The following is a 22,852-nucleotide window of genomic DNA, read 5'->3' as shown; positions in this document are numbered from 1 at the left end:
CAAGCAACCAAAACGCCGCGTCACCAGCCATGCACCACATCGAAACCTCACGTCTGACCGCCGATCGCGCGGGGATCGCTCGCGCGGCCGAGCTGTTGCGCGCGGGCGAACTGGTCGCCTTTCCGACCGAAACTGTTTATGGACTGGGCGGCGATGCGCGCAACGGACGGGCGGTGGCGGCGATCTATGCCGCCAAGGGCCGCCCCAGCTTCAACCCGCTCATCGCCCATGTCGCGGACGTGGAGACCGCCCGCCGGTACGTGATCTGGACCGAGGCGGCGGACAAGCTGGCGTCGGCCTTCTGGCCGGGACCGCTGACGCTGGTCCTGCCCCTGCGCGAGGGTCACGGCATCTCGGAACTGGTGACCGCCGGGCTCGACACGTTGGCGGTCCGCGTTCCCGCACATCCCCTGGCACAAGCGCTGCTGGCGGCGTTCGGCGGCCCTGTGGCGGCGCCTTCGGCCAACCCCTCGGGCCGGATCAGCCCCACCACGGCCGCGCATGTGCACGCCGGCCTTGACGGCAGGATCGCCGCAGTCCTCGACGGCGGCTCCTGCGGGGTTGGCCTGGAATCGACCATCATCGGCCTGAATGGCAACCCTGCCCTTCTTCGCCCCGGCGGGCTGGCAGCTGAGGAGATAGAAGCCATTCTGGGGCAACCTCTGGCCCGCCATGCGACGGGCGACGCGATCAGCGCCCCGGGCCAGTTGCTGTCGCATTACGCCCCGCGCGGCGCGGTGCGGCTGGGGGCATTGGCCGCACAAGACAACGAGGTGCTGCTAGGGTTCGGCCCGATGGACTGCGACGAGAACCTGTCGGCCTCAGGCGACCTGACCGAAGCGGCCGCCAACCTCTTTTCCGCGCTGCACCGGCTGGACGCGACCGGCCGCCCCATCGCCGTGGCGCCGGTCCCTGATCATGGGCTGGGGGCAGCCATCAACGATCGGTTGCGCCGCGCAGCGGCGCCCCGCGACAGCTGAGGCGCAGGCTGGGGGCCAGCCCCCAGACCCCCGGAGTATTTTCGACCAGAAAGAAGCAGCAGGTCTCAGTCGAGCCAGACAATCTCGCAGCCGATGCGGTCGAGGAAGGCAAGCAGGTCGCCGCGCGCCATGGCGATGGTACGGTCGTTGACCAACGGGTGCATATAGATCACCTCGGCCAGCTGCGCCGCCCTGTCCATGAAGAAGCGCACGCCCTGCGGGACGCCGGTGATCATCGCCATCGGACTGACCGCGCCGGGCCGGATACCGAGGTTCTCCAACAGCCGGTCGGCCGAACCAAAGGAAAGGTTGCCCACCCCCAGCGCACCGCCCAGCGCCTTGAGGTCGATCTCGCGATCCTGCTCCAGCGTCACCAGGTAGTTGCGCTTTTTCTTGTCACGCAGATAGAGGTTCTTGATCCTGAGCGCATTTTCTCCGGGCACCATCAACTGATCTTCGATCGCCTTGGAATCGTCGACAGTGCGCAGGGGCGAATGTTCGTAGTAGCGATAAGGCAGGCCCCAGTCGGCAAGTCGCGCCAACAGCGCATCCGACGAGACCGGCAGCGTGTCCTGATAGATCGACGAGGCATCCATGCGGGCGGGTCCTTTCTGCGGTCGAACTTCCGGCCCTCCCTATCAGGACCAGCGGCAAGTTCAACCGTTCCGCCTGCCGGTCTCCAGCCACATCCGTTCCTCCGGCGCCAAAAGTACATTCGCCCGGTCGCCATAGCGCTGCATGTCTGCGGCGTTCAACCGTCCCTCCCACTTGTTGCCGGTTCCGGTGGAAAAGAACTGGGCCGGGTCGCGAAACACGCTCTGGAAACCCGGTTCTTCGGATTGCTTCTTGGCATTGGCCTTCATCGTGGAAAAACTGCCCGCCGCCGCGAGATCGGCAACCGCCTCAGGCGTGACATCGATCCCCAGGATCCGCGCCAGCCGCCGGATCTGCCCGGGCAGGTCACGGCTCAGCTCCGCGTAGTGCAAGAAGTGAATATTGGGCAGGTCACGAAACGCCCAGAACGACTGGAAATGATGAACGACCGAGGCCAGCGTCAGGTCGTCGGTGCCGGTCGGGGTTGCGGGGAAATCGACGAACCGCGCAAACGCCTCGCTGACCGTTCCCTCGACCATGTAGGACAGCCAATCGTCCTTCATGTTCAACACATGGTCGCGAAAGGAGAAATGCACATCGACCGGGTGCCGGTGAACGACCAGATAGACGGCGTGCGGATCGTAGGTGATCCCGTCCAGCGGCGTATGGGTCTTGATGCAGCGCCGGTGCTCCTGCGCCTCCAGTAGCGCGACCTGGGCCGCCCTGTCGCGAAACCCGCAATCGAGCCAGGGCGACACGCTGTTGTTATAGACCGCAGGATCGGCCTGCCCGGTCAGCAGCATGCGCACCAGGGTCTGGGTCCAGGTGGTGCCGCATTTGGGCGGAGTGCAGACGAATATGTCATCGGCCCGAATAGTGAAATCGGCCCACACGTCGGTGTTGGTGACCGGCCCGACATAGTCGGCCACCCTCTCTGGCATCATCCGGTTCATCGCGCACCCCCTCTGCACGTCGATCCTGCGCGATAGATTACCCCAAAACCGGCCATAAAAACAGCGCCGGACTTGACTCGCCCGCCATACGCGGTTACCTGCCCCCAAACACCCGGAAGCGTCAGACCTTCCGGTCCCTTGATATGTTCAGGGATCGCCCTCCACCAGCGTGTTACGCCCGTGGAGGCGATTGTGTATTGAACCATCGCTTCCTACCTTGGGGGCGCGACCGCAACAGGCAAAGGAGCCGGAGAGTCATGTTTGAAAATCTGTCCGAACGCCTCTCTGGCGTCTTCGACCGCCTGACCAAGCAGGGCGCGCTGAGCGAGGAAGACGTCAAGACCGCCCTGCGCGAGGTGCGCGTCGCGCTGCTCGAGGCCGACGTCTCGCTGCCGGTGGCGCGTGACTTCGTCAAGGCGGTGCAGGACAAGGCCACCGGCCAGGCCGTGACCAAGTCGATCACGCCCGGCCAGCAGGTCGTCAAGATCGTGCATGACGCGCTGGTCGACGTGCTGCGCGGCGAGGAAGACCCGGGCAAGCTCAAGATCGACAATCCACCCGCGCCGATCCTGATGGTCGGTCTTCAGGGTGGCGGCAAGACCACAACCACCGCCAAGCTCGCCAAGCGCCTGAAAGAGCGCGAAGGCAAGAAGGTGCTGATGGCCTCGCTCGACGTCTATCGCCCGGCGGCGATGGACCAGCTGGCCGTCCTTGGCGCGCAGATCGGGGTCGATACCCTGCCGATCGTGTCGGGCCAGAAACCCGTGGATATCGCCAAGCGCGCCAAGCAACAGGCGATGATGGGCGGCTATGACGTCTACATGCTCGACACCGCCGGGCGCCTGCATATCGACCAGGTGCTGATGCAGGAGGTCGAGGATGTCCGCAACGTCGTCACCCCACGCGAAACCCTGCTGGTGGTCGATGGCCTGACCGGTCAGGTCGCCGTCGAGGTGGCCGAGGAGTTCGACGCCAAATTCGGCATCTCGGGCGTGGTGCTGACCCGGATGGACGGCGACGGGCGCGGCGGTGCCGCTCTGTCCATGCGCGCGGTGACCGGCAAGCCGATCCGCTTTGTCGGTCTGGGCGAGAAGATGGACGCGCTCGAAACCTTCGAGCCCGAGCGTATCGCCGGCCGCATCCTGGGCATGGGCGACATCGTGGCGCTTGTCGAAAAGGCCCAGGAAACCATCGAGATGGAACAGGCCGAGCGCATGATGAAGCGTATGGCCAAGGGTCAGTTCAACATGAACGACCTCAAGATGCAGCTGGAGCAGATGATCCAGATGGGCGGCATGCAGGGCATGATGGGCATGCTGCCGGGTATGGGCAAGATGGCCAAGCAGATGGATGCCGCAGGCCTCGACGACAAGATCCTGAAACAGCAGATCGCGCTGATCCAGTCGATGACCAAGAAGGAACGCGCCAACCCCGCCTTGCTCCAGGCCAGCCGCAAGAAACGGATCGCCGCCGGTGCGGGGATGGAGGTCAGCGAACTCAACAAGCTTCTGAAGATGCACCGCCAAATGGCGGACATGATGAAGAAGATGGGCAAAATGGGTAAGGGCGGCATGCTGAAACAGGCCATGAAAGGCATGTTCGGCAAGGGCGGCACGCCTGCCGACATGGCCGAGATGGCCAAGGGCATGGACCCCAAGGCGCTCGAAGCTGCCGCCAAGGCGATGGGCGGCAAGGGCGGCATGCCGGGTCTGGGCGGCATGGGCCTGCCGCCGGGCCTCAGCGGGTTCGGCAAGAAGAAGTGACGTGACCCCGATCCCCACCATATCGACCCCGCGCCTGACGCTCCGCGCGCCCGAACTCCGGGATTACCCGGCGTTTGCCGCGTTCTACGCCTCGGACCGGTCGCGCTTTGTCGGCGGACCGGCCACAAGCGAACAGGCATGGCGGTTTCTGGCGGTGGAACTGGGGCATTGGCCCCTGCGCGGATATGGCCGCTGGGCGGTCGAGGAAACGGCAACCGGCAAGCTGGCGGGCATCGTGGGCCTGTGGAACCCCGAAGGCTGGCCCGAACCGGAAATCGGCTGGGACCTGATGAACGGGTTCGAGGGCAAGGGATATGCAACCGAGGCCGCCAGCGCCGCCCGCGACTATGCCTATGACGTTCTGGGTTGGCAAACCGCGATCAGCCTGGTGGCCATCGGCAACGATGCCTCGGCCCGCGTCGCCCAGCGCCTGGGCGCGACCCCGGACGGCATGTTCCGGCACGAACGCTTTGGCCAACTGGAAATCTGGCGCCACCCGGCCCCCTCCGAAGTCTCGGACGGCGGCATGGAGGCCTATGCATGACCGTGCTCACCCTCGACATCCCCGTCCTGAAGACCCGTCGCCTGATCCTGCGCGCACCCGAAGCACGCGATTTCGAAAACGTCGCGGCCTTCTTTGCCGATGCAGATCGCAGCTGGGGCTTTGGCGGCCCGCTGTCGCGCAACGAAGCCTGGCGCTGGTTTGCCAGCCTGATCGGCCATTGGGCGCTGCATGGTTATGGTTTCTGGATGGTCGATACCCGCGCGGGCGAACCCGTGGGCTTTGTCGGCATCTGGAGCCCCGAGGGCTGGCCCGAGCCGGAACTGGGCTGGGTCATGTATGCCGGTACCGAGGGCAAGGGTTATGCCCGCGAGGCCGCCGAAGAGGCGCGCCGCTATGCCTATGCGGTGCTGGGCTTCGAAACCCTCAGCTCCAACATCATCCCGGGCAATGCCCGCTCGGTCGCGCTGGCCGAGCGTATGGGCGCGCGTTTCGAGCGCAGCTATGACAACGTCACTCATAGCACCGAACATGTCTATCGCCACCCCGGCCCCGACGACCTGGCAGAGGGGGCGGCATGAGCATCCCCACCCTGCATACCGACCGCCTGATCCTGCGTGCGCCCAAGCTTGAGGATTTCGAGCATTGGGCCGCCTTCTTTGCCTCGCCCCGCGCGGTGCATGAACGCGGCATGATGGGCCGCGCTGCCGCCTGGCGTGTCTGGGCCTCGGACGTCGGCATCTGGACCCTGCGCGGCTATGGTCCCTTTGGGGTCGAGCGGCGCGACACCGGCGCCTATGTGGGCGAGGTGGGCATCTACGAACCCGACGGCTATCCCGGCCCGGAACTGGGCTGGTTCGTGATCCCCGAAGCCGAGGGCAAAGGATACGCCGCCGAGGCGGCGCGTGCGGTGATGATCTGGGCGCGGCGCAATTTCGGCTGGGACCGGCTGACCAATATCATCGACCCGGCCAATGCGCGCTCTATCGCGCTGGGCCTGCGGCTGGGCGGGGTGATCGACCCCGACGGCATCGGCGAAGACCCGGACGACGTGGTGATCGCGCACGATCTACGAGGGTTGGCATGACCCTCTCCATTCCCGTGATCGAAACCGAAAACCTGATCCTGCGCGGCCCCCGCGAAAGCGATTTCGAGGCATTCGCCGCCTTTGGCGCCTCGGAACGCTCGCGCTTTGTCGGTGGCCCCTTCCCCCGCTTCCGCAGCTGGGGCGGGTTCCTGGCCACCTATGGCCATTGGGCATTGCGCGGCTATGGCATGTGGATGGTCGAAGAGCGCGCCACCGGCGCCACCGCCGGGCGTATCGGCTTCATCTTCAACGATGGCTGGGACGAGCCGGAACTGGGCTGGCACATCTTCGACGGGTTCGAAGGCAAGGGACACGCCTATCAGGCCGCCCATGCGGCGCGGGCGCATGGGGCGCAGCACTTCGGCCTAGACGGGGTGATCTCCTATATCGACCCGGCCAACACCCGTTCTCTCCGGCTGGCCGAGCGGCTGGGCGCGCAGTACGAGCGCGACGGAGAGGTCGCAGGCCACCCCTGCCAGGTTTGGCGCCATCCGCAACAGGGGGCGGCCGCATGACCCACACTATCCCCGTCATCGAAACCCGGCGCCTGATCCTGCGCGGCCCCGAGCCCGAGGATTATCCGAACTTCAAGGCCACCTTCACCAGCTACCGCGCCCGGTTCATGGGCGGGCCACTGAACCCCTATGAGGCATGGATGCTCTATGCCGCCGAGATCGGCCATTGGCAGATCCGCGGCTATGGCATGTGGATGATCCACGACAAGGCCACCGACAAGACCCTTGGCATGGCTGGCGGCTGGAAACCGGCGGGCTGGCCCGAGGCCGAGATCGCCTGGGTGATCTGGCCCGATGCGGCCGGAAAGGGCTATGCGCTCGAGGCCACCCATGCCGCCCGCAAACACTTCTACCGTCATCTCGGCTGGGAAACCGCCGTCAGCTATATCGACCCCAAGAACCTCGACTCGATCCGCCTGGCCGAGCGGCTGGGGGCCAAGAAAGACCCCGAGGCGCCGACCATCGATGGCAACGACGCGGTCTATCGCCACCCCTCGCCCGCCAAGCTGGAGGGCACCCAGCTGGCACATGGGATCGACATGGAAATCGCGCATTACGCCGACCCGCTGTTCAAACCGAAAGGATGGGCCATTGACTGACCACATGCCTGATCCCGTGGCCCGCGCCGCCGAACTGCTGAAAGGCCACCGCGCCAGCATCGACCGGCTGGACGCGATCCTTGTCTACACCCTGGGCGAGCGGTTCAAACACACCCAGGCCGTGGGCAAGCTCAAGGCCGAACACGACCTTCCCCCGTCCGATCCGGTGCGCGAGGCGCACCAGATCGCGCGGCTCGAAGACCTGGCGAAAGAGGCCGATCTGGACCCCGACTTCGCCAAGGCTTTCCTGAATTTCATCATTCAGGAAGTCATCCGACACCACAAGAAACACCAGGAATAACCGGTTAGACCCCGGTCAACACGAAACACGCCCCCGGCGTGATGCCAATCAAAGGAGAAACCCAATGGCAATGAAAATCCGTCTGGCCCGTGGCGGCTCGAAAAAGCGTCCCTTCTACCGCATCGTGGCCGCAGACAGCCGCATGCCGCGCGACGGCCGCTTCATCGAGAAGCTGGGCACCTACAACCCGCTGCTGCCGAAAGACAGCGAAGAGCGCGTGAAGATGGACGTCGAACGCATCCAGTACTGGCTGGGTCAGGGCGCCCAGGCGACCGACCGCGTCGCCCGCATGCTCGAAGCCGCAGGCGTCGTCGCCAAGTCCGAGCGTTCGAACCCCAACAAAGCCGTCCCCGGCAAGAAGGCCCAGGAACGCGCCAAGGAAAAGGCCGACAAGGCCGCAGCGGCCGCTGACGCCGGCGAAGAATAAGCAGGGCGCAGGCGTGCGGGATCATACCTTCTCGGACGACTTTCGCACGCAGTTCGATCTGCTGATGCGGCTCCGGCGCGACGTGCGCCGGTTCCGCACCGATCCGGTGGACGAGGCAGTGCTGGCGCGCTGCCTCGACGCCTTTCGCCTGGCCCCCTCGGTGGGGCTCAGCGAACCCTGGCGCCTTATCCGCGTCATCTCGGCGCCGGCCCGCGCGGCCGCGCTCGACAATTTCCTCGCCGCCAATGCAGACGCACTCGCCGGATATTCGGGCGACCGGGCGCAGCAATATGGCAGGCTGAAACTCTCCGGCATGCAGGACGCGCCGGTCCACTTGGCGGTGTTCTGCGACGAAGCCACCGAACAGGGCCATGGCCTTGGCGCCGCCACCATGCCCGAGATGCGCCGCTATTCAGTGGTAACCGCGGTCACCCTCTTCTGGCTGGCGCTGCGGGCCGAGGGGCTGGGGCTGGGTTGGGTCTCCATCCTCGATCCCAACCGGCTGACCCGTGACCTGGACGTGCCTGCCACCTGGCGGCTGATCGGTTACTTTTGTCTTGGCTGGCCCGAGGAAACCTCGGACACTCCGGAACTGGAACGCGCGGGCTGGGAAACACGCCGCCCGCAATTGGCGATAGAAACACGATGACCGAGACAAACAAAAGCAACCTGATCTGCGTCGGTGTGGTGGCCGGTTCCTTTGGGGTCCGTGGCGAAGTGCGCCTGAAAAGCTATTGCGCCGTGCCCGAGGATATCGAGCTTTATTCACCGCTCAGCGACGAAACCGGCCGGACCCGCTATCCCCTGGTGCTGACCCGCGCCATCAAGAACGGCTTTGCTGCCCGGCTGGGCGGGGTCGAGACCAAGGAAGAGGCCGACGCGCTCAAGGGTCTGCGCCTCTACGCCCATCGCGACCAGCTGCCGTCGCTGCCCGATGACGAATTCTATCACGCCGACCTGATCGGGCTCGAGGTCTACGACACTGGCGGCACGCTTCTGGGCAAGGTGATCTCGGTCCAGAACCACGGCGCCTCGGACCTACTGGAAATCAGCGGTCCGGGCCTGAAAACCCCGGTCCTGATGCCCTTCACCCTGGCCGCCGTCCCCACCGTGGACCTGAACCAGGGCCGCCTGATCGCCGACCCGCCCGAGGGGCTGTTCTGAACGCGGTTGGGGTTGCTCCTATTTGGCGATATCTGAGCCCATAAGTTCAATTCAGAACTGAACTCGTAAACAAAAAATTCTCTGTGTTAATCATTTCAATCAAATCGTAGCTTCCCGGCTCACGAGGCTCTCGATTTCCATTGTGCCAAACCCCTTGATGGTCTCGACACGCTTTCGGTTCGAAACAAGCCCGTCTGGCAAGTCCAGGGCAACGGTTTGACACATTGTGATCTCCATTGGTTCGGATAGCACTTGAAGACGCGCCGCAAGATTCACTGCCGGACCGAACACATCGTAAATGTACTTCTGAATGCCCACGACAGATCCGACGACCGGCCCTGATGCGATACCAATCCGTGCATGCCATTGGTGTTCGTGGCTTTGATTGCGCCGGTCGAGATAACGCATCATTTTGGCCGCGCATTTCACGGCGCTGGCAGCATGATCTGGTGTCGGATGAGGCAAGCCTGTGACCGCGATATAACAATCACCGACAGTCTTGATGCGCTCGCAGCCATGCAATTCCCCGATCCGATCGAACGCTGTGAAGATGTCGTTCAACTCGGCAACAGTGACATTGGGGTCCTCAGCCACCGACATATGCGTAAAGCCAACGAAATCCAGCATCAGGACAGTGACCGGATCGAACAGGCGCGGCGCCACGGAGCCAAAGGTCATGTACTCCTGATAGACCGTTCGCGGCATGATGTTCAGAAGCAGCTTCTCGACCCTTGCCTTTTCGCGTTCCAGATCGCGGGCACGACGTTCAGCCATTTCGGCATAGCTGTCGATCATCGCTTCGCTTTCTCGCTGGCCCGAGACGTTTCGGCATTCCAGAAGCAGCACGTCTCGGTCGCCATGGCGGACAGGCTGCGCCTGTGTTTCGATCACCAAACTGCGACGTTTGACCTTGGTGGTCAGTTCCACCGTGTCTCCGGCAGCGAGGCGCATCAATGCATCCAGGTCAAGGCCGGGGACCACCTGCGTCAAAGGCGCTTGAAGGCTGGCACCCGGAAACCAGTGCGCGAAAAGATCGTTGCGGTACCGGATTTCCGCGGACTTCGGGTCGGCAAGGCAGATCCCGGCGGCCAGCGCGTTGAACAGGTCTGCACTAATCGGATCGAAACTCATCACTGAACCTCATGCAACGATAAGACTACGGCGCGCTTCGATGGCGGCGATGACGGCTTCGCGGTCTTCTTGCTCAAATCGTGCCTCGGCCAAGGTTTCGCCCAGCAGGGTGACAATCTCGTCGAACTGAGCGTGATCGAGTCGCAGGTGTCTGTGTGCATGGGCGAGGCGATTGTCCGGGAAATGAGCAGGTCCGCCCATGACCATCGCGAAGAATTTGGTCTGGTGGTCGATCAGCTTGACCATGTCGATATCTTCGAAGAAATGGCCGATCACTTCGCTTTCGAGCACCCTGTCGTAGAAATCCATGATCACGTGGCGCAATACTCGGATGCCGCCGTAGCGGTCGAAGATAGGAAGCTGGGTTCGGAGAGCCGCATTCATGGCGTTTTCCTTTCGCCTATTCAGGGAGTGAGTTCGTCACAAGGACGTTGACGTGCGTCGGCTTGGTCAGGATGTCGAAGACGGCCGAGCGATCTTGCGATTGTTTGACGAGGGCTTTGATGTCTTCGGTGCAGCCGTCAGCATCGATCTCAAACCAAACGCGGATGTCCGAGAACCCACTGCGGATGCCACCGCTCACGCCGAGAAATCCACGTGCGTCAATGTCACCTTCGACCTTGGCGCGGACTGCATTCAACGGGATTCCACTCTTCTGGGCTGTCGCGGCAACGCTAGCGGTCAAACAGGATGCAAGAGCGGCCAGAACGATTTCCGGCGCCGTTGGTGCGCGGTCGGCGCCGTGGAATACCTCGGGATGATCGGATTCGACGTAGAAGGTTTGTTTGCGTTTGTTTTCGCGTCCCAACCCGAAAAAGCCGTTGAGACTGTTGGTGCTGTAAGTTCCCTCGATCCATGCGCAATCGCTACGGAGCGTGAAAACGGCGGCCTCGGGTATGCGTTCAAAATCGGCCCATGTGCGCTCCAGGGCTTCGATATCGACGCCATTGTTGGTCTTGAAATTGTTTTGATAGGTCATTCGGATTTCCTGACAGTGTGACGTCCGGACGAACGGTTTCGGGTCTGGTCGATGCGGGGTGTAGCGCCGCCCCGCAGCGTTTCGCGGTCACTGTCCGACGGGATTATCGGCCGGATCGATATATGTAATGTCAAAGGGTCCAGGTCCGTGGATCTGAACAATCGTCTCGGCACTGGTCCAGGCGAAGTGCGGATGGCCCGCCGGCAATTCGACGAACCCCCCTGCGGTCAGGAGTGTGCCCGCATCCCGGTCCAGCTTCTCGCCATGACCGATGTTGAACTCGCCCGAAATCACAGTGATCAGCTCATCACCAGAGTGAATATGCGCGGGAACGTCGTAGCCGGCGGGAAATCTCAGACGCAGAACGAACCAACCTTCGGCGAAGGGGTTGCCGGATAGCACAGCGATTTCAGCGCCGGCGGGCAGAACTGGAGGCACCGGCCCCCATTCGGCTGTCTCTGCACGGTAGGGCGCGGGAATGGGCATACTCTCCGCATGAGCGGAGCTGGCCAAGGCCACGGTGGCCAGAAGGGAGACTATAACTTTCTTCTTGAAGGTCATGGGATTGGTCCTTTCAGGTTGTGTTCGGCTAAGTTGCGTTTGTCCGTGCGGAACGGGAAAGCTGCCTGAGCCGGGATTGCACGCCGACGCGGTCGCAGCGCGCCCAGGTTCTATCTGCAGGTTCATCTCGGCCTCCGTTTCTTGACATCTTTCGAGGTCAACCTTACGGCGCGGCGCATTCATTGCTTGAGGCAAGCCTGAGAATTTCGTGGCGAAGTCATGAGGAAGTCGTAATCTCAAGAAATGATCTACAAGTTCGGAGACTTCACGTTGGACATTGCACTCGGACAACTCTCCCATGCGGGTGAGGATGTCCCGGTCGAGCCGCGTGCCTTCGCGCTATTGTCTCACCTTGTGGCCAATGCCGATCGGCTCGTGACCAAGGACGAACTGGTAGATGTCATCTGGAATGGCAGGATCGTGACCGATGCTGCAATTTCGACACTCGTCAAGACAGTGCGGCGGTCAGTGGGTGATGATGGCAAATCGCAAGGGCTGATCCGCACGATCCACGGGCGTGGCTTTCGCTTTGTCGGCATGTTGCAAAAGAGCGTTCGGGCGAGCGCCAGAACCGAAGAGCCTCCGCCTCCGCCTGCACAGGAACTAACAGTGGAGGCGTCTCGCCCGTCGATTGCCGTACTGCCATTCCGCAGTGTCGGCCAAACACTGGGCTGGACGGCAATGGCTGACGCCATTCCGGCCGAACTGATTTCGTCGCTATCTCGTCTCCGATGGCTTAGGGTCTTGGCGCGCGGCTCGACTTTTCGCTTTCGCGACCCATTGCTGGATGTTTCCGTTGTCCGGTCAAGGCTCGGCGCTGCCTATTGTCTGGTCGGCGATGTCGAGATCATTGGGCACCGCGTCTCGATTACGGTCGAACTTTCGGACACGCGCGACGGCAGCGTGATCTGGTGCGAAACCATGTCGGGCGGCATTGATGAGGTGCACCAGATCCGTACGGACATCGTCAGATTAATCTGTTCCGGTCTGGAATTGCACATCAACATACACGAGAGCGAGCGCGCGCGACTACGCCCCCCCGAAAGCCTCGACGCCTGGAGTCTCTATCATCTCGGCCTTCACCATATGTACCGCTTTACGGGAAAAGATAACGCCATCGCCGCAGACCACTTCAAAAAGGCCACGGAACTCGATCCTGGCTTTGCACGCGCTTTCGCAGCTCGGTCCTTCACGTCCTTTCAGAGCGCGTTCATGACCTACTCCGAGAACCGAAAGGCAGAGATCGAGAACGCGAGGCAATTTGCCGAAAAGTGCCTCGAAATCGACCCGGTGGATCCGTTCGGCAACTTCAACTACGGGCGTTCATTCTGGCTGCAGGGCGACCACGAATTCGGCCAGACCTATCTGGAGCGATCAATCGGGATGAGCCCGAGTTTTGCGCACGGGCTTTACGCAAAATCCCACGCGGACATGATCGCCGGTCACGGGGCACTCGCGGTCACCTCGGCGGAGGAGGCCATTGCCCTCAGTCCACTGGATCCGTTTTTGTACGCGATGCATCAGGCCAAAGCCCTGGCGCACTTGCACCTCGGCGACTATGAGCAAGCCTGCCTCAGCACTGATACGGGTGCACGTGAGCCGGGCGCACATTACATCGTGACGACGATTGCGGCGGCAATCAACAAAGTGGCCGGAAAGGATGCACAGGCGCGTTACTGGTACAATCGGACCGTCGCTCAGCGCGCTGATGCGTCGATAGCCCAGTTCTTCTCTGCGATTCCGGTACGCGACCCCATTGTGAGGGAAGACATCTACCGAGCGTTGAAGGACCTCGGCTATCCAGAGAAATGACCTGTGCAGGGGTTTGATGCCGATCATCGTAACGGCCCAATTCCAATGCAAAGCCACAGCCGAGCGGATCCGCGACTTGGTCGCTGCAATCCTAAGAAAACGCGTCTGAACGAACCAGATGCAGCCTTTGGCTTACATAGTCGCAGACCACAAACTGGTCATCGAGGACGACCGCGCCGATCCTGCAACAGAATTTTCGCCGGCTTTTTCGCGAGTGAGGCGGAAAAACTGCTGGCCATAGGATTTTTGACGCCAAAGGAAAATGTCGGCTTCTTCCCGCAAAGCGGCCATCCAAACCGCAATGAGCAACTGACCAACCCCGACACCCCTCACTTCAGCGCTTGACCACCAGCCCCTATCCGACGCGGATCTCTGACTTAATATGCCCCGCGCGGCCACAAGCGCATTTCCCGCGTGGCGCTGCGCCGATTGCCCGGTCCAGCCGTAGGGGCCAGGCCTGAAATCCCCGGTCCTGCGCCCCTTCACTCTGACCGCCGTCCCCTCCGTCGACCTGAACCAGGGCCGCCTGATCGCCGGCCCGTCCAAGGGGCTGCTCCAGACCTTATGTCACACGGCCAAACCTGCCGCGCGCAAACCGTCGGCGAGACGCTCAAAATCCTCCGCGCGCCGCCACATCGCGCGGAACCCGCGGGCCAGCGCTGGAACTGACGTGTCCGTTGCTGCGACACCCCGGCTCTCGAATTCATCATGCCGTTCGGCGATAAAGTCCCGCAGCGCGGCGGCGGCTTCCCTGCCCCGCCCCAGCCGCGCATAAGACGCCGCGACAAAGGCCGAGGCCAGCGAGTTCAGCCGCGCCTCGCCGATCAGCAAGCCCAGCGTGGCCTCCATATTTCCGTTGAAAAATTCCACCTGCCCCATAACCCAATCAATGGCGGGCGGATGCAGCGGGTCCAGCCGCATCGCCTCGGCCACCACCTTGCGGGCCTTTTCATGTTGCCCCAGCAGCAGAAACGCATAACCGCACCAAGCCATCGATTCCGCCTCGGTCTCGATCATCGACAGGGTTTTTTCGAACTGCGCCTCGGCCTCGTCCCAGAGACCCGCGCAGAGATAGGCATAGCCAAGCTGGTCCTGGATATACACATCCCGGTTGTCCAGCGCCGCGCCCTTGCGGGCAATCTCGAGCGCCAAAGCGGGTGCATCAGGGCTGGCCAACCCAAGCCACAGATCAACGACATAGGTATCCGAAAGATACATATAGGTGCGGGCCACAGTCGGGTCGAGCGCGACCGCGCGCTCCAGCAACCCCCGCGCGCTTGCCGTGTCGCGGGCGTTCAACCCGTCGCGCAGCGCCTTGGCCCTGAGCATCAGGTCGTAGGCCTTCATTTCGTTCGCGGGCGTCTGCGCGGAGCGGCCCGCGACATCGTGCTGAACCCGTCCGGGCAAGACCGCCACGATACTGCGCGTGACCTCATCCTGAACTGCCAGCACATCTTCCAGTTCGCGGTCATAACGTTCCGACCATAGCTGTGCACCGGATTGCGCATCGGCAAGCTGCACCGAAATCCGTACCCGGTTTCCAGCTTTCCGCACGCTGCCCTCGACCAGGTAATCGGCACCCAGCGCCGCAGCGATCTCAGCCGGATCTCCATCCTGCGCGCGAAACCGGAACGAGGCATTCCGCGAGACGACTTGCAGCGTCCGGAACCGCGACAATCCGGTGATGATATCTTCGGCGATCCCGTCGCTGAAAAAAGTCTGTTCGGCATCGCTGCTCATGTTGAGAAAGGGCAACACGGCGATCACCGCCTTGCGTGGCGGGGCCAGACGGGTCGTTTCCGGGGGGGCCGGGTTCAACCCGCGCACACGCCACGCCCGCACCGGTTCCACAACATTCTTGAGCGTGTGGACGCCGGTATCCTCCCAGTCGATCCCCAGTCCGGCACCAAGGACCCGGTACACAGTGTCCGAAACCAACACGCCGCCAGGAGGCGCAAGCTGCTCCAGCCGGGCCGCAAGGTTGACACCGGAGCCAAACACATCTCCGTCCTGGGCGATAATGTCGCCAAGGTTGACAGCGATGCGAAACCGGATCGGATCAGGGCCTTCTACCGGGACCCGCTGCCACTCGACCGCACAGGCGACCGCCTCGGCAGCGCTGTCGAACACAGCCAGCAGGCCGTCACCCATCTGCTTGACGATGCGCCCGTGATGGTGCTGCACAAGCGATGCGGCAGTGCCACTCAGGAAAGCTGTCAGTGCTGTCAACGTCACGGCTTCGTCCCGCTCCATCCGACTGGTATAGCCCACCATGTCGGCTGCCAGAATTGCCGCTAGTTTCCGCTCCAAGCCTTACCCTCCTCTCCGTTTCATACCTGCCACTACGGATTTTGACTATGTGAAACTGGGAGGCGGGAGTGGTGGAAGACGCCTTTGACCTCTTACCAACCGTTCCCCTTCAAAAATCTGCGCAGGCTGTACCCACAAACTTCAGTGCTTGATCACCAACCCTTGTCCAGTGGGGATCTCCAACACCGTGTGCCCCCGCGCCGCCATGAATGCGTTTTCCGCGTGGCGTTGCGCGGCGTAACCGGTCCAGCCGTAATCGTCGAACACGATCATGCCCCCCGGCACCACTTTGTCAAAAAGCACCTCCAGAGCCGCAATCTCAGAGGCGGCCGAGTTCATGTCGATATGCAAGAGCGAGATCTGCTCAGGACAGGCTTGTGCAAAACTGTCGGGCACCATCCCCTGCACGATCCGCGTGTTGGGCACATTGGCAAAGCGCCGCTGCACCACTTTCAGGATCGCGTCCGGGTCATTGGCGATGTCCTGCTCGTACACCCGGTTCGAGCGTTTTTCCGAATTCATCGCCTCGGGAATGCCCTGATAGGTGTCATACAGATACAGCGTCTTGTCGATCTTGGAAAATTCCAGATAGTCGGTCAGGAAGGCAAAGCTGAACCCTTTCCACACCCCGCATTCGACAAAATCGCCCTGCAGGTGCAGCACGTTCTGCGCCGCCCACAGCAGCGTGTGCAGACGCCAGGCGATAGACAGCTCCTGTTGGGTCTCGGCATTCCGGCGCAGGGTCTCGACAAATTTCTTGTCTTCGCGGAACCCGCCCGCCCGTTGCAGACCGATCAGATTGTCGGACGCGTAGATCGGGCCGAATACCTCTTGCAGCGTCTTCAACGCGGCCCTGAACCGTTCCGCGTTCTCGCCCTGTAGCTTGCCGTAAAACACCCGCCCAACGTCCTTTGCCTGAAATCCCTGCCTCATAGCGCCCAAGGCCGCGGGCAATGTCAATCGTCGCGGGTCGCGACATGCTTCTGCCACAGGTCCGGGCGCCGCGCCTTGGTAATCTCTTCGCTCATCTGGCGGCGCCACTCGGCGACCTTGCCATGATGCCCCGACATCAGCACCTCGGGGATCTCGCGACCCTTCCACTCGGCGGGGCGGGTATATTGCGGATGCTCCAGCAGGCCGGAGGAGAAGCTCTCCTCCTCGGTCGAGGCCTGGTTGCCCAGAACGCCCGGCAGCAGCCGCACGGTGGCGTCGATCAGCGCCTGCGCCGCGATCTCACCGCCGGTCATCACGAAATCGCCCAGCGAAACCTCCTGGATGCCGTAATGCTCCAGCACCCGCTCGTCGACGCCTTCGAACCGACCGCACAGCAAGGTCACCCCGTCGCAGCGCGCCAGCGACTGCATCAGCGCCTGGTCCATGGGCCGTCCGCGCGGCGACAGATAGATCAGCGGCCAGTTGCCGCCTGTGCCCTGCATCGTCGCTTCGATGGCCGCGCCCAGCACATCGGGTCTCAACACCATGCCCGCGCCGCCGCCCGCCGGGGTGTCATCGACATTGCGATGCTTGCCCACTCCGAACCGGCGCAGGTCGGTGGTGTGCAACTGCCACAACCCGTCCTGCAACGCCTTGCCGGTCAGGCTCTCGCCCAGCACGCCGGGAAAGGCCTGCGGGAACAGCGTGATGATCCGCGCCTGCCAGACGCCATGCAATTCCGGCGTCGGCGTCATCAACTCGCGCGGTTGCAGCGTGGGGCGGATGGCCTTGCGGCCATGGGAACGGGTGGGTGCGTTGCTCATGGCCGCTGTCATAGGGCAAGGCGTAGGCCGAGGGAAGCGCCTCAGCCGATCTGCCCGGCCTTCCAGCGCAGCCAGATATCGGGCGCGCTGCGGAACACGTTGATGTCCACCTTGCCCTTGATCCCGGGCACCAGCCCGGTGCCGGTATACTGCCAGAAGGTCCAGTAGGCGCCGGGATAGACCTGCCTGGGGTGCCCGGCGACCGAGCGCAGCCAGAATTCCGTTCCCCGCAACTGCCCGATCCCGGTATCGCGATAGAAATCGACCGTCGTATAGATGATCGGCCGCCGCCCGTAATGCCTCTCAAGAATGTCGAGGAACTTGCGCGCCTCGGCCCGCACCTTGGCCCCGTCGGGCCGCAGCGTACAGGTCCGCGACCGGTGGGTCCACTCCATGTCCAGCACATGCGGCAGGTCCGCGCCACGCGGTACATGCCGGATGAACCAACGCGCCTGCTGTTCCGCCGGCCGGCAGAAATAGAAATAGTGATAGGCCCCCCAGGGAACCCCCGCCGCCTGCGCCCCGCGCCTGTGCTCGGCAAATTTGGGGTCGACCACATCGCCGCCCTCGGTCGCCTTGATAAAGGCAAAGTTCACCCCCGCCGCGCGGGCAGTGGGCCAGTCGATATCGCCCTGCCAGCGCGACACGTCGATGCCATGCACCGGGTAAGAGGTGGGTCCCCGCCCTTCCCATTCATGCGGGTCGGCATCGCCGAACTTCGGATAGACGGTCATCTGCGCCAGCTCCTGAGCAAACGGGTCGGGACCTGATACAGGCTCGGGTTCGGGCGCGCGGCGGCCACAGGACAGAACCAGTCCGGCAAGGAAGAACACAATAAGGAAACGGAAAAGGCGGGGCATGAATTCTCACAATCGGCAAAACGAACGAAGCGGAGTTCTGTGCCAATTATGTGAGGCGCGCAACGACAATGACAACCTGCGCCGCGCGCATCGGCGGAAAATGCCGCCGTGCTACCGGAGACCGCACAAAAAACCGATGCTTTCGCTTGATCCCGCGGCCGAAACTGCCTAAACGATGCCAGTCTGGAATCGCTTCTGCGGCGCCGGACCCTTGGTCTGTTCGCATATGCCCTGCCGGCTTCTTCGCCGGACACCCGGGCGCAACCGGCCTAGGCTGTAAAACTCAGACGACCTGATCTCGGGCGGGCGCCACGGCGGACCCGGTAGAAGACCACGAGCTCTTGGGACGCATACATCTTCGTGGAAAGAACCACGAGCACATAGGAGAAACTGCGATGGATCTTATCGCACAGCTCGAGGCGGAACAGATTGCCGCCCTGGGGAAAAACATCCCCGACTTCAAGGCCGGTGACACCATCCGCGTCGGCTACAAGGTGACCGAAGGCACCCGTTCGCGCGTGCAGAACTACGAAGGCGTCTGCATCAGCCGCAAGAACGGCACCGGCATCGCCGGCTCGTTCACCGTCCGCAAGATTTCGTTCGGCGAAGGTGTGGAACGTGTGTTCCCGCTCTATTCGACCAACATCGACAGCATCACCGTCGTGCGCCGTGGCCGCGTGCGCCGCGCCAAGCTGTACTACCTGCGTTCGCGCCGTGGCAAATCGGCTCGTATCGCCGAAGTCGCAAACTACAAGCCCAAGGCTGACGCAGAAGCGTAAGGACCGGAAAGATGAAAAAAGACATCCATCCCGACTACCACCTGATCGACGTCAAGCTGACCGACGGCACCGTCCTTCAGATGAAATCCACCTGGGGCAAGGAAGGCGATACCATGTCGCTGGAAATCGACCCCTCCTCGCACCCGGCCTGGACCGGCGGCTCGTCCCGCCTGATGGATACCGGCGGTCGCGTGTCGAAGTTCAAGAAGAAATACGAGGGCCTGGGGTTCTGATTAGCCCGCCTTTGAAACAAGAACGCCGCCCTTCTGGGCGGCGTTTTTCTTTGGATCCACCCCACTCGAAGCTGTGCAAAAAAGCTGGAATTTGTTGACATGTCCGCAAACATGCACAGAGTAGTCATCAATTCTTTGCCGAAGGGCGCTTCTTTTCGCCTCACTTCGCCGGCATTGGCGGATTTTGATCTTTTTGCCGGTACCTAATTCTCGCAACCGGCTCTGTGCGTTCTTTTTTTGGGGGGGATTATGCCGACAGCCACATACGACAGTTCCTTTACACGCAACATCTACAGCGGAGACCGGTTCTTCTCTTTTAACGTTGCTGGCGACCTGCCTTATTCCGAGGTCGAGAACGTCTCACTCAACTTCTTCATCGACTACAACAACGGCGCGGCGGTTGATCTCGGCGATGTCGACATCTGGCTGATCTCACCAGAAGGGAGACGCGTTCGCGTCTATGACAATTTCGATGGCATCGGAAAAGACACCGATGACGGGAACGACAGCGACCGGTCCGACGATTACGATATCTCTTTCTGGGGAACCGATTCCGTCTCCAACATTTCGGCGTTCATGGACGGGCAGCTGGTACAAGGCAACTGGAGACTGCAAGTTCGCAACGACACCGGTGTGACGTTGCAGATGAAATACCTCAATGTCGATATCGACTACAACTTTGCCGATCCGACTGTCCGCGACATCCGGGTCTCCGGAAATCTGAATGTCGGCGAGGAAATCGAGATCGAGGCCGAGTTGGCCAATATCGGCAATATTGGTATTGGGTCATTTGGCATCGAATATTACGTGAACGGATCACTCATCGGCGACGATACCCTGTCTCTGGGCCTGCCGGGCGGGTGGACCGATACCGAGACCATCAAATACACGCTGACCGAAGAAGGCGTGAGTTCCATCGAAGTGCGGATCGTCGACGTGACCGGCGATAGCCGGACCAGCAACAACTCACGAACCGAGTCATATCGCGTCGGCCCCGACCTTCCCGATCTGTTTGTCAGCGATATTTCCGCCTTTGGCTATGCGATCGCCGGTCAGAGTGTAGTGATCGGGACCGAGGTGACCAATCAGAGCGACAGCTATCAGTCGCCCTTCTCGATCAGCTACTATGTCAATGGCAGCAAAATCGGAGAAGACACATATTCGGGCGGCCTGCTGCCGGGGCAAACAGACCCTGAAACCATCTCCTACACTGTGTTGACAACCGGCCAACAGGAAATCGAGGTTCGCATCAACCGCAGCGATAGCCTGGGCCGTACCGAACTCTTTGGCGTCTCGCGCGCGGACGAACCCGCGCGAACGGTCACCAATTCCCTCGCGGAAATCGAACTGGGCGCCTTCATGGCGCGCGTCGTCTATGGCGATGACTTGCTGCCCGATGACTACAACGGCGACAACAGCGACAACGGGCGGGACGACAATTACAGGGGCTACCTGTCACAGCGCGGCTGGACCGTTCTGACCGAAGGAAACCTGGGTCAGAACTATGTCTCTGACAACGACGCCCGGTTCCAAAGCGGCGGGTTGTTCGAGGGCCGCAATAGTCTCTTGTGGGCGGCGCAAGGGCTGCTTGCCGAAGGCACGATGGCCGATGGCAGCCGCACAGTTGCGCTGACCTTTCGCGGCACCGATGATTCAGATTGGCCTCTGGCGCTGAGCGGACAGGCCTGGAGCGGCGATGGGCTGTTTGATCAATATGTGGCACACGACGCTCTGATAGAGGCGGCACTAGCCTATGTGAACGACCCCGGCAACGGAATTGATCGGCTGGTCGTATCCGGCCATTCTCTGGGAGGGTCGATGGCCGATATCTTTGCCACGGTCGATGCCCACCGGGTGTCGGCCGATGTGGATCTGGCGGTAATCTCCCTGGCCTCAGCCGGGATCGACCCGAATGTCTATACCGACTCGCTTGCCTTCAATGGGTTCGATCTACAATACGATCCGGCCATTCCTGAATTCACTGGCAATCCCCTGGCGCCTATGCAGCTAAATGCGCCCGGCTATTATATCGGGCTTTCACATCGTGAGGACCGGGTCACCTTTGCCGGCGAAAGCTGGGTCTCGCCTGAACCTTCGCTCACCACGGTTCTCACGCTGCTGACCAACGTGAACTTCGACGATGGGCTAACCCAGATCGACCTCCCCAATGTCGAGAACACTGAATTTTCCACGGGTTTCGGCGCCGAGCATGATCCGGGGCTCTATTGGGCCAGCATCTGGGCTTTGGCCAACGATCCGCTGTCTGCATTCCGCGACACCCATCGCATCCAGATCGGCCGCACCGACTATGACAATCTGCCCGAATTTCATAAGGATTCGGTTTCTCTGTTCGACAAGTCGTCGGTCACAGAAATCGATGACAGGCTGAGCAAAGCATTGACCGGTGACGGCAATCGAGACTTCATGCTCGGCTTGGCGGGCCATGACGGACTGATGGGTCTTGGCGGCAACGATCTGCTATCCGGTGGCCTTGGCAACGACACTCTGAATGGCGGCACCGGCAATGACCGCCTTAATGGTGGGTTGGGCGAGGACGAGGCTGTGTTCGCCTCCTCCAGCACCGACATGCTTGTTTATCGCGAAGACGAGTCCTTTGTCCTCATCACATCCGAGGGGCGCGACACGGTAACCGGTGTCGAGCGTTTCCGGTTCACCGATATCGCCCTGGAAGATGCCGATCTGAATGAACGTAGCGGGGTCGGCCGGACGCTGACAGGCACCCCCGAAGCAGACCTCCTCGCAGGGACCGAATTGAACGACAACATATCGGGGCTGGGATCAAACGACCGCCTGCTTGGTGACGATGGCAATGACACACTGGACGGCGGCGATGGGGCCGACACGATCAACGGCGGTAACGGCGATGACAGCATCACCGGTGGGACATCCGATGATGACCTGCGAGACATCATTTATGCGGGCGAAGGTCACGATAGCGTCGACGCGGGCGCGGGCAACGACCTCGTTTATGGCCAGGGCGGCAATGACACCATCGCCGGCGGTTTCGGCGTGGACGAGATACAGGGCCAGGACGGTGACGATGTCATCACGGGCTCGGCGTTCAGTGACCTTGTGTTCGGCGGTGCGGGCAATGACTTCGTCAATGGCGGTTTCGGTCATGACCGGATCAACGGCGGCACTGGCGCCGATAAGTTCTTCCACGTGGGCGTCGAGGGCCACGGCTCGGACTGGGTGCAGGATTATAACTCCGCCGAGGGTGATGTTCTGCTCTTCGGAAACACTGCCGCCACCCGCGCCGACTTCCAGGTCAACTTCAACCACACCGCCAGCGCCGAGGGCGAACGGGCCGGCGACGACACGGTGCAGGAGGCGTTTGTGATTTATCGACCCACCGGACAAATCATGTGGGCATTGGTGGATGGCGAAGGGCAGTCCTCGATCAACCTTCAGATCGGGGCGGATGTCCTGGACCTGCTGAGTTAAAAGGGAGAATGGAGCCGCAAAAAACCGGCTCCACTCTATCTTTCGCGGCTATCATGCCCATTTCCCGTTGAAACGGGGTC

At 62.0% G+C, this 22,852-nt stretch carries 25 protein-coding genes; 15 read left to right on the top strand and 10 right to left on the bottom strand.

Annotation, left to right across the window (positions count from 1 at the left end):
• The first annotated feature begins 29 nt into the window (after positions 1-29).
• Complete coding sequence (locus tag OEZ49_RS02140) at positions 30-980, top strand: L-threonylcarbamoyladenylate synthase (protein WP_263386788.1); 951 nt, start codon at positions 30-32, stop codon at positions 978-980.
• Positions 981-1,045: 65 nt separating this feature from the next.
• Here the strand turns inward: OEZ49_RS02140 and OEZ49_RS02135 are convergent, their stop codons facing one another.
• Positions 1,046-1,576, bottom strand: a complete 531-nt coding sequence (locus OEZ49_RS02135) for a prolyl-tRNA synthetase associated domain-containing protein (RefSeq protein ID WP_263386787.1) — start codon at positions 1,574-1,576, stop codon at positions 1,046-1,048.
• A gap of 60 nt (positions 1,577-1,636) precedes the next feature.
• Positions 1,637-2,527, bottom strand: coding sequence for a sulfotransferase domain-containing protein (locus tag OEZ49_RS02130; protein WP_263386786.1), 891 nt, complete (start codon positions 2,525-2,527; stop codon positions 1,637-1,639).
• A gap of 257 nt (positions 2,528-2,784) precedes the next feature.
• On the opposite strand from OEZ49_RS02130, the gene ffh reads away from it, so the two are divergent.
• From ffh to rimM, 10 genes are all read left to right on the top strand, one after another.
• Positions 2,785-4,290: a signal recognition particle protein gene (ffh, locus tag OEZ49_RS02125; RefSeq protein ID WP_263386785.1), complete on the top strand. Its 1,506-nt coding sequence runs from the start codon at positions 2,785-2,787 to the stop codon at positions 4,288-4,290.
• A 1-nt stretch (position 4,291) separates the two neighbouring features.
• Positions 4,292-4,834, top strand: coding sequence for a GNAT family N-acetyltransferase (locus tag OEZ49_RS02120; protein WP_263386784.1), 543 nt, complete (start codon positions 4,292-4,294; stop codon positions 4,832-4,834).
• Positions 4,831-5,373, top strand: coding sequence for a GNAT family N-acetyltransferase (locus tag OEZ49_RS02115; RefSeq protein WP_263386783.1), 543 nt, complete (start codon positions 4,831-4,833; stop codon positions 5,371-5,373). Before OEZ49_RS02120 ends, OEZ49_RS02115 begins: the two co-directional genes overlap by 4 nt.
• Positions 5,370-5,879, top strand: coding sequence for a GNAT family N-acetyltransferase (locus OEZ49_RS02110; RefSeq protein ID WP_263386782.1), 510 nt, complete (start codon positions 5,370-5,372; stop codon positions 5,877-5,879). The genes OEZ49_RS02115 and OEZ49_RS02110 overlap by 4 nt, the downstream gene beginning before the upstream one ends.
• Positions 5,876-6,394 (top strand): GNAT family N-acetyltransferase, encoded by a 519-nt coding sequence (locus tag OEZ49_RS02105; protein WP_263386781.1) that lies wholly within the window; start codon positions 5,876-5,878, stop codon positions 6,392-6,394. The genes OEZ49_RS02110 and OEZ49_RS02105 overlap by 4 nt, the downstream gene beginning before the upstream one ends.
• Complete coding sequence (locus tag OEZ49_RS02100) at positions 6,391-6,993, top strand: GNAT family N-acetyltransferase (RefSeq protein ID WP_263386780.1); 603 nt, start codon at positions 6,391-6,393, stop codon at positions 6,991-6,993. Before OEZ49_RS02105 ends, OEZ49_RS02100 begins: the two co-directional genes overlap by 4 nt.
• Positions 6,994-6,997: 4 nt before the next feature.
• Positions 6,998-7,294: a chorismate mutase gene (locus OEZ49_RS02095; protein WP_164129299.1), complete on the top strand. Its 297-nt coding sequence runs from the start codon at positions 6,998-7,000 to the stop codon at positions 7,292-7,294.
• 64 nt (positions 7,295-7,358) lie between these two features.
• Positions 7,359-7,721, top strand: a complete 363-nt coding sequence (gene rpsP, locus OEZ49_RS02090; protein ID WP_263386779.1) for a 30S ribosomal protein S16 — start codon at positions 7,359-7,361, stop codon at positions 7,719-7,721.
• Between the two features lie 13 nt (positions 7,722-7,734).
• Positions 7,735-8,370 carry a 5,6-dimethylbenzimidazole synthase gene (gene bluB, locus OEZ49_RS02085; RefSeq protein ID WP_263386778.1) on the top strand — a complete coding sequence of 212 codons (636 nt, stop codon included), beginning with the start codon at positions 7,735-7,737 and terminating at the stop codon, positions 8,368-8,370.
• Complete coding sequence (gene rimM, locus OEZ49_RS02080) at positions 8,367-8,885, top strand: ribosome maturation factor RimM (protein ID WP_263386777.1); 519 nt, start codon at positions 8,367-8,369, stop codon at positions 8,883-8,885. The genes bluB and rimM overlap by 4 nt, the downstream gene beginning before the upstream one ends.
• A gap of 99 nt (positions 8,886-8,984) precedes the next feature.
• Here rimM and OEZ49_RS02075 read toward each other — a convergent pair whose 3' ends face one another.
• The 4 genes from OEZ49_RS02075 to OEZ49_RS02060 all read right to left on the bottom strand — a co-directional run bounded on the left by OEZ49_RS02075 (position 8,985) and on the right by OEZ49_RS02060 (position 11,556).
• On the bottom strand, positions 8,985-10,016 hold the full coding sequence (locus OEZ49_RS02075; protein WP_263386776.1) for an adenylate/guanylate cyclase domain-containing protein: 1,032 nt from the start codon (positions 10,014-10,016) through the stop codon (positions 8,985-8,987).
• Between the two features lie 9 nt (positions 10,017-10,025).
• The gene (locus OEZ49_RS02070) at positions 10,026-10,400 is read right to left on the bottom strand and encodes a group I truncated hemoglobin (protein WP_263386775.1); all 375 of its coding nucleotides are present in this window, start codon (positions 10,398-10,400) and stop codon (positions 10,026-10,028) included.
• Between the two features lie 16 nt (positions 10,401-10,416).
• On the bottom strand, positions 10,417-10,995 hold the full coding sequence (locus OEZ49_RS02065; RefSeq protein WP_263386774.1) for an OsmC family protein: 579 nt from the start codon (positions 10,993-10,995) through the stop codon (positions 10,417-10,419).
• An 87-nt stretch (positions 10,996-11,082) separates the two neighbouring features.
• Positions 11,083-11,556 (bottom strand): cupin domain-containing protein, encoded by a 474-nt coding sequence (locus OEZ49_RS02060; RefSeq protein WP_263386773.1) that lies wholly within the window; start codon positions 11,554-11,556, stop codon positions 11,083-11,085.
• Positions 11,557-11,826: 270 nt separating this feature from the next.
• Between OEZ49_RS02060 and OEZ49_RS02055 the strand changes: the two genes are divergently transcribed.
• Entirely contained in the window at positions 11,827-13,368 is a 1,542-nt protein-coding gene (locus tag OEZ49_RS02055) for a winged helix-turn-helix domain-containing tetratricopeptide repeat protein (RefSeq protein WP_263386772.1), read from the top strand.
• Positions 13,369-13,935: 567 nt separating this feature from the next.
• Here the strand turns inward: OEZ49_RS02055 and OEZ49_RS02050 are convergent.
• The 4 genes from OEZ49_RS02050 to OEZ49_RS02035 all read right to left on the bottom strand — a co-directional run bounded on the left by OEZ49_RS02050 (position 13,936) and on the right by OEZ49_RS02035 (position 18,295).
• Positions 13,936-15,678, bottom strand: a complete 1,743-nt coding sequence (locus tag OEZ49_RS02050) for an adenylate/guanylate cyclase domain-containing protein (protein WP_263386771.1) — start codon at positions 15,676-15,678, stop codon at positions 13,936-13,938.
• Between the two features lie 141 nt (positions 15,679-15,819).
• The gene (locus OEZ49_RS02045) at positions 15,820-16,575 is read right to left on the bottom strand and encodes a TylF/MycF family methyltransferase (RefSeq protein WP_263386770.1); all 756 of its coding nucleotides are present in this window, start codon (positions 16,573-16,575) and stop codon (positions 15,820-15,822) included.
• A 59-nt stretch (positions 16,576-16,634) separates the two neighbouring features.
• Positions 16,635-17,435, bottom strand: a complete 801-nt coding sequence (gene trmD, locus OEZ49_RS02040) for a tRNA (guanosine(37)-N1)-methyltransferase TrmD (protein ID WP_263386769.1) — start codon at positions 17,433-17,435, stop codon at positions 16,635-16,637.
• A 41-nt stretch (positions 17,436-17,476) separates the two neighbouring features.
• Positions 17,477-18,295, bottom strand: coding sequence for a glycoside hydrolase family 25 protein (locus tag OEZ49_RS02035; protein WP_263386768.1), 819 nt, complete (start codon positions 18,293-18,295; stop codon positions 17,477-17,479).
• A 395-nt stretch (positions 18,296-18,690) separates the two neighbouring features.
• Between OEZ49_RS02035 and rplS the strand changes: the two genes are divergently transcribed.
• The 3 genes from rplS to OEZ49_RS02020 all read left to right on the top strand — a co-directional run bounded on the left by rplS (position 18,691) and on the right by OEZ49_RS02020 (position 22,772).
• Positions 18,691-19,074: a 50S ribosomal protein L19 gene (rplS, locus tag OEZ49_RS02030; RefSeq protein WP_263386767.1), complete on the top strand. Its 384-nt coding sequence runs from the start codon at positions 18,691-18,693 to the stop codon at positions 19,072-19,074.
• Between the two features lie 11 nt (positions 19,075-19,085).
• Positions 19,086-19,307, top strand: a complete 222-nt coding sequence (rpmE, locus tag OEZ49_RS02025) for a 50S ribosomal protein L31 (RefSeq protein ID WP_263386766.1) — start codon at positions 19,086-19,088, stop codon at positions 19,305-19,307.
• 249 nt (positions 19,308-19,556) lie between these two features.
• Positions 19,557-22,772, top strand: coding sequence for a CARDB domain-containing protein (locus OEZ49_RS02020; RefSeq protein ID WP_263386765.1), 3,216 nt, complete (start codon positions 19,557-19,559; stop codon positions 22,770-22,772).
• Positions 22,773-22,852 lie beyond the last annotated feature (80 nt).

The organism is Ruegeria marisflavi (assembly GCF_025673445.1).
GTDB classification, from domain to species: domain Bacteria; phylum Pseudomonadota; class Alphaproteobacteria; order Rhodobacterales; family Rhodobacteraceae; genus Ruegeria_B; species Ruegeria_B marisflavi.
The sequence above is the reverse complement of the archived record's forward strand: the minus strand, read 5'-3'. Positions and strand labels throughout refer to the sequence as shown.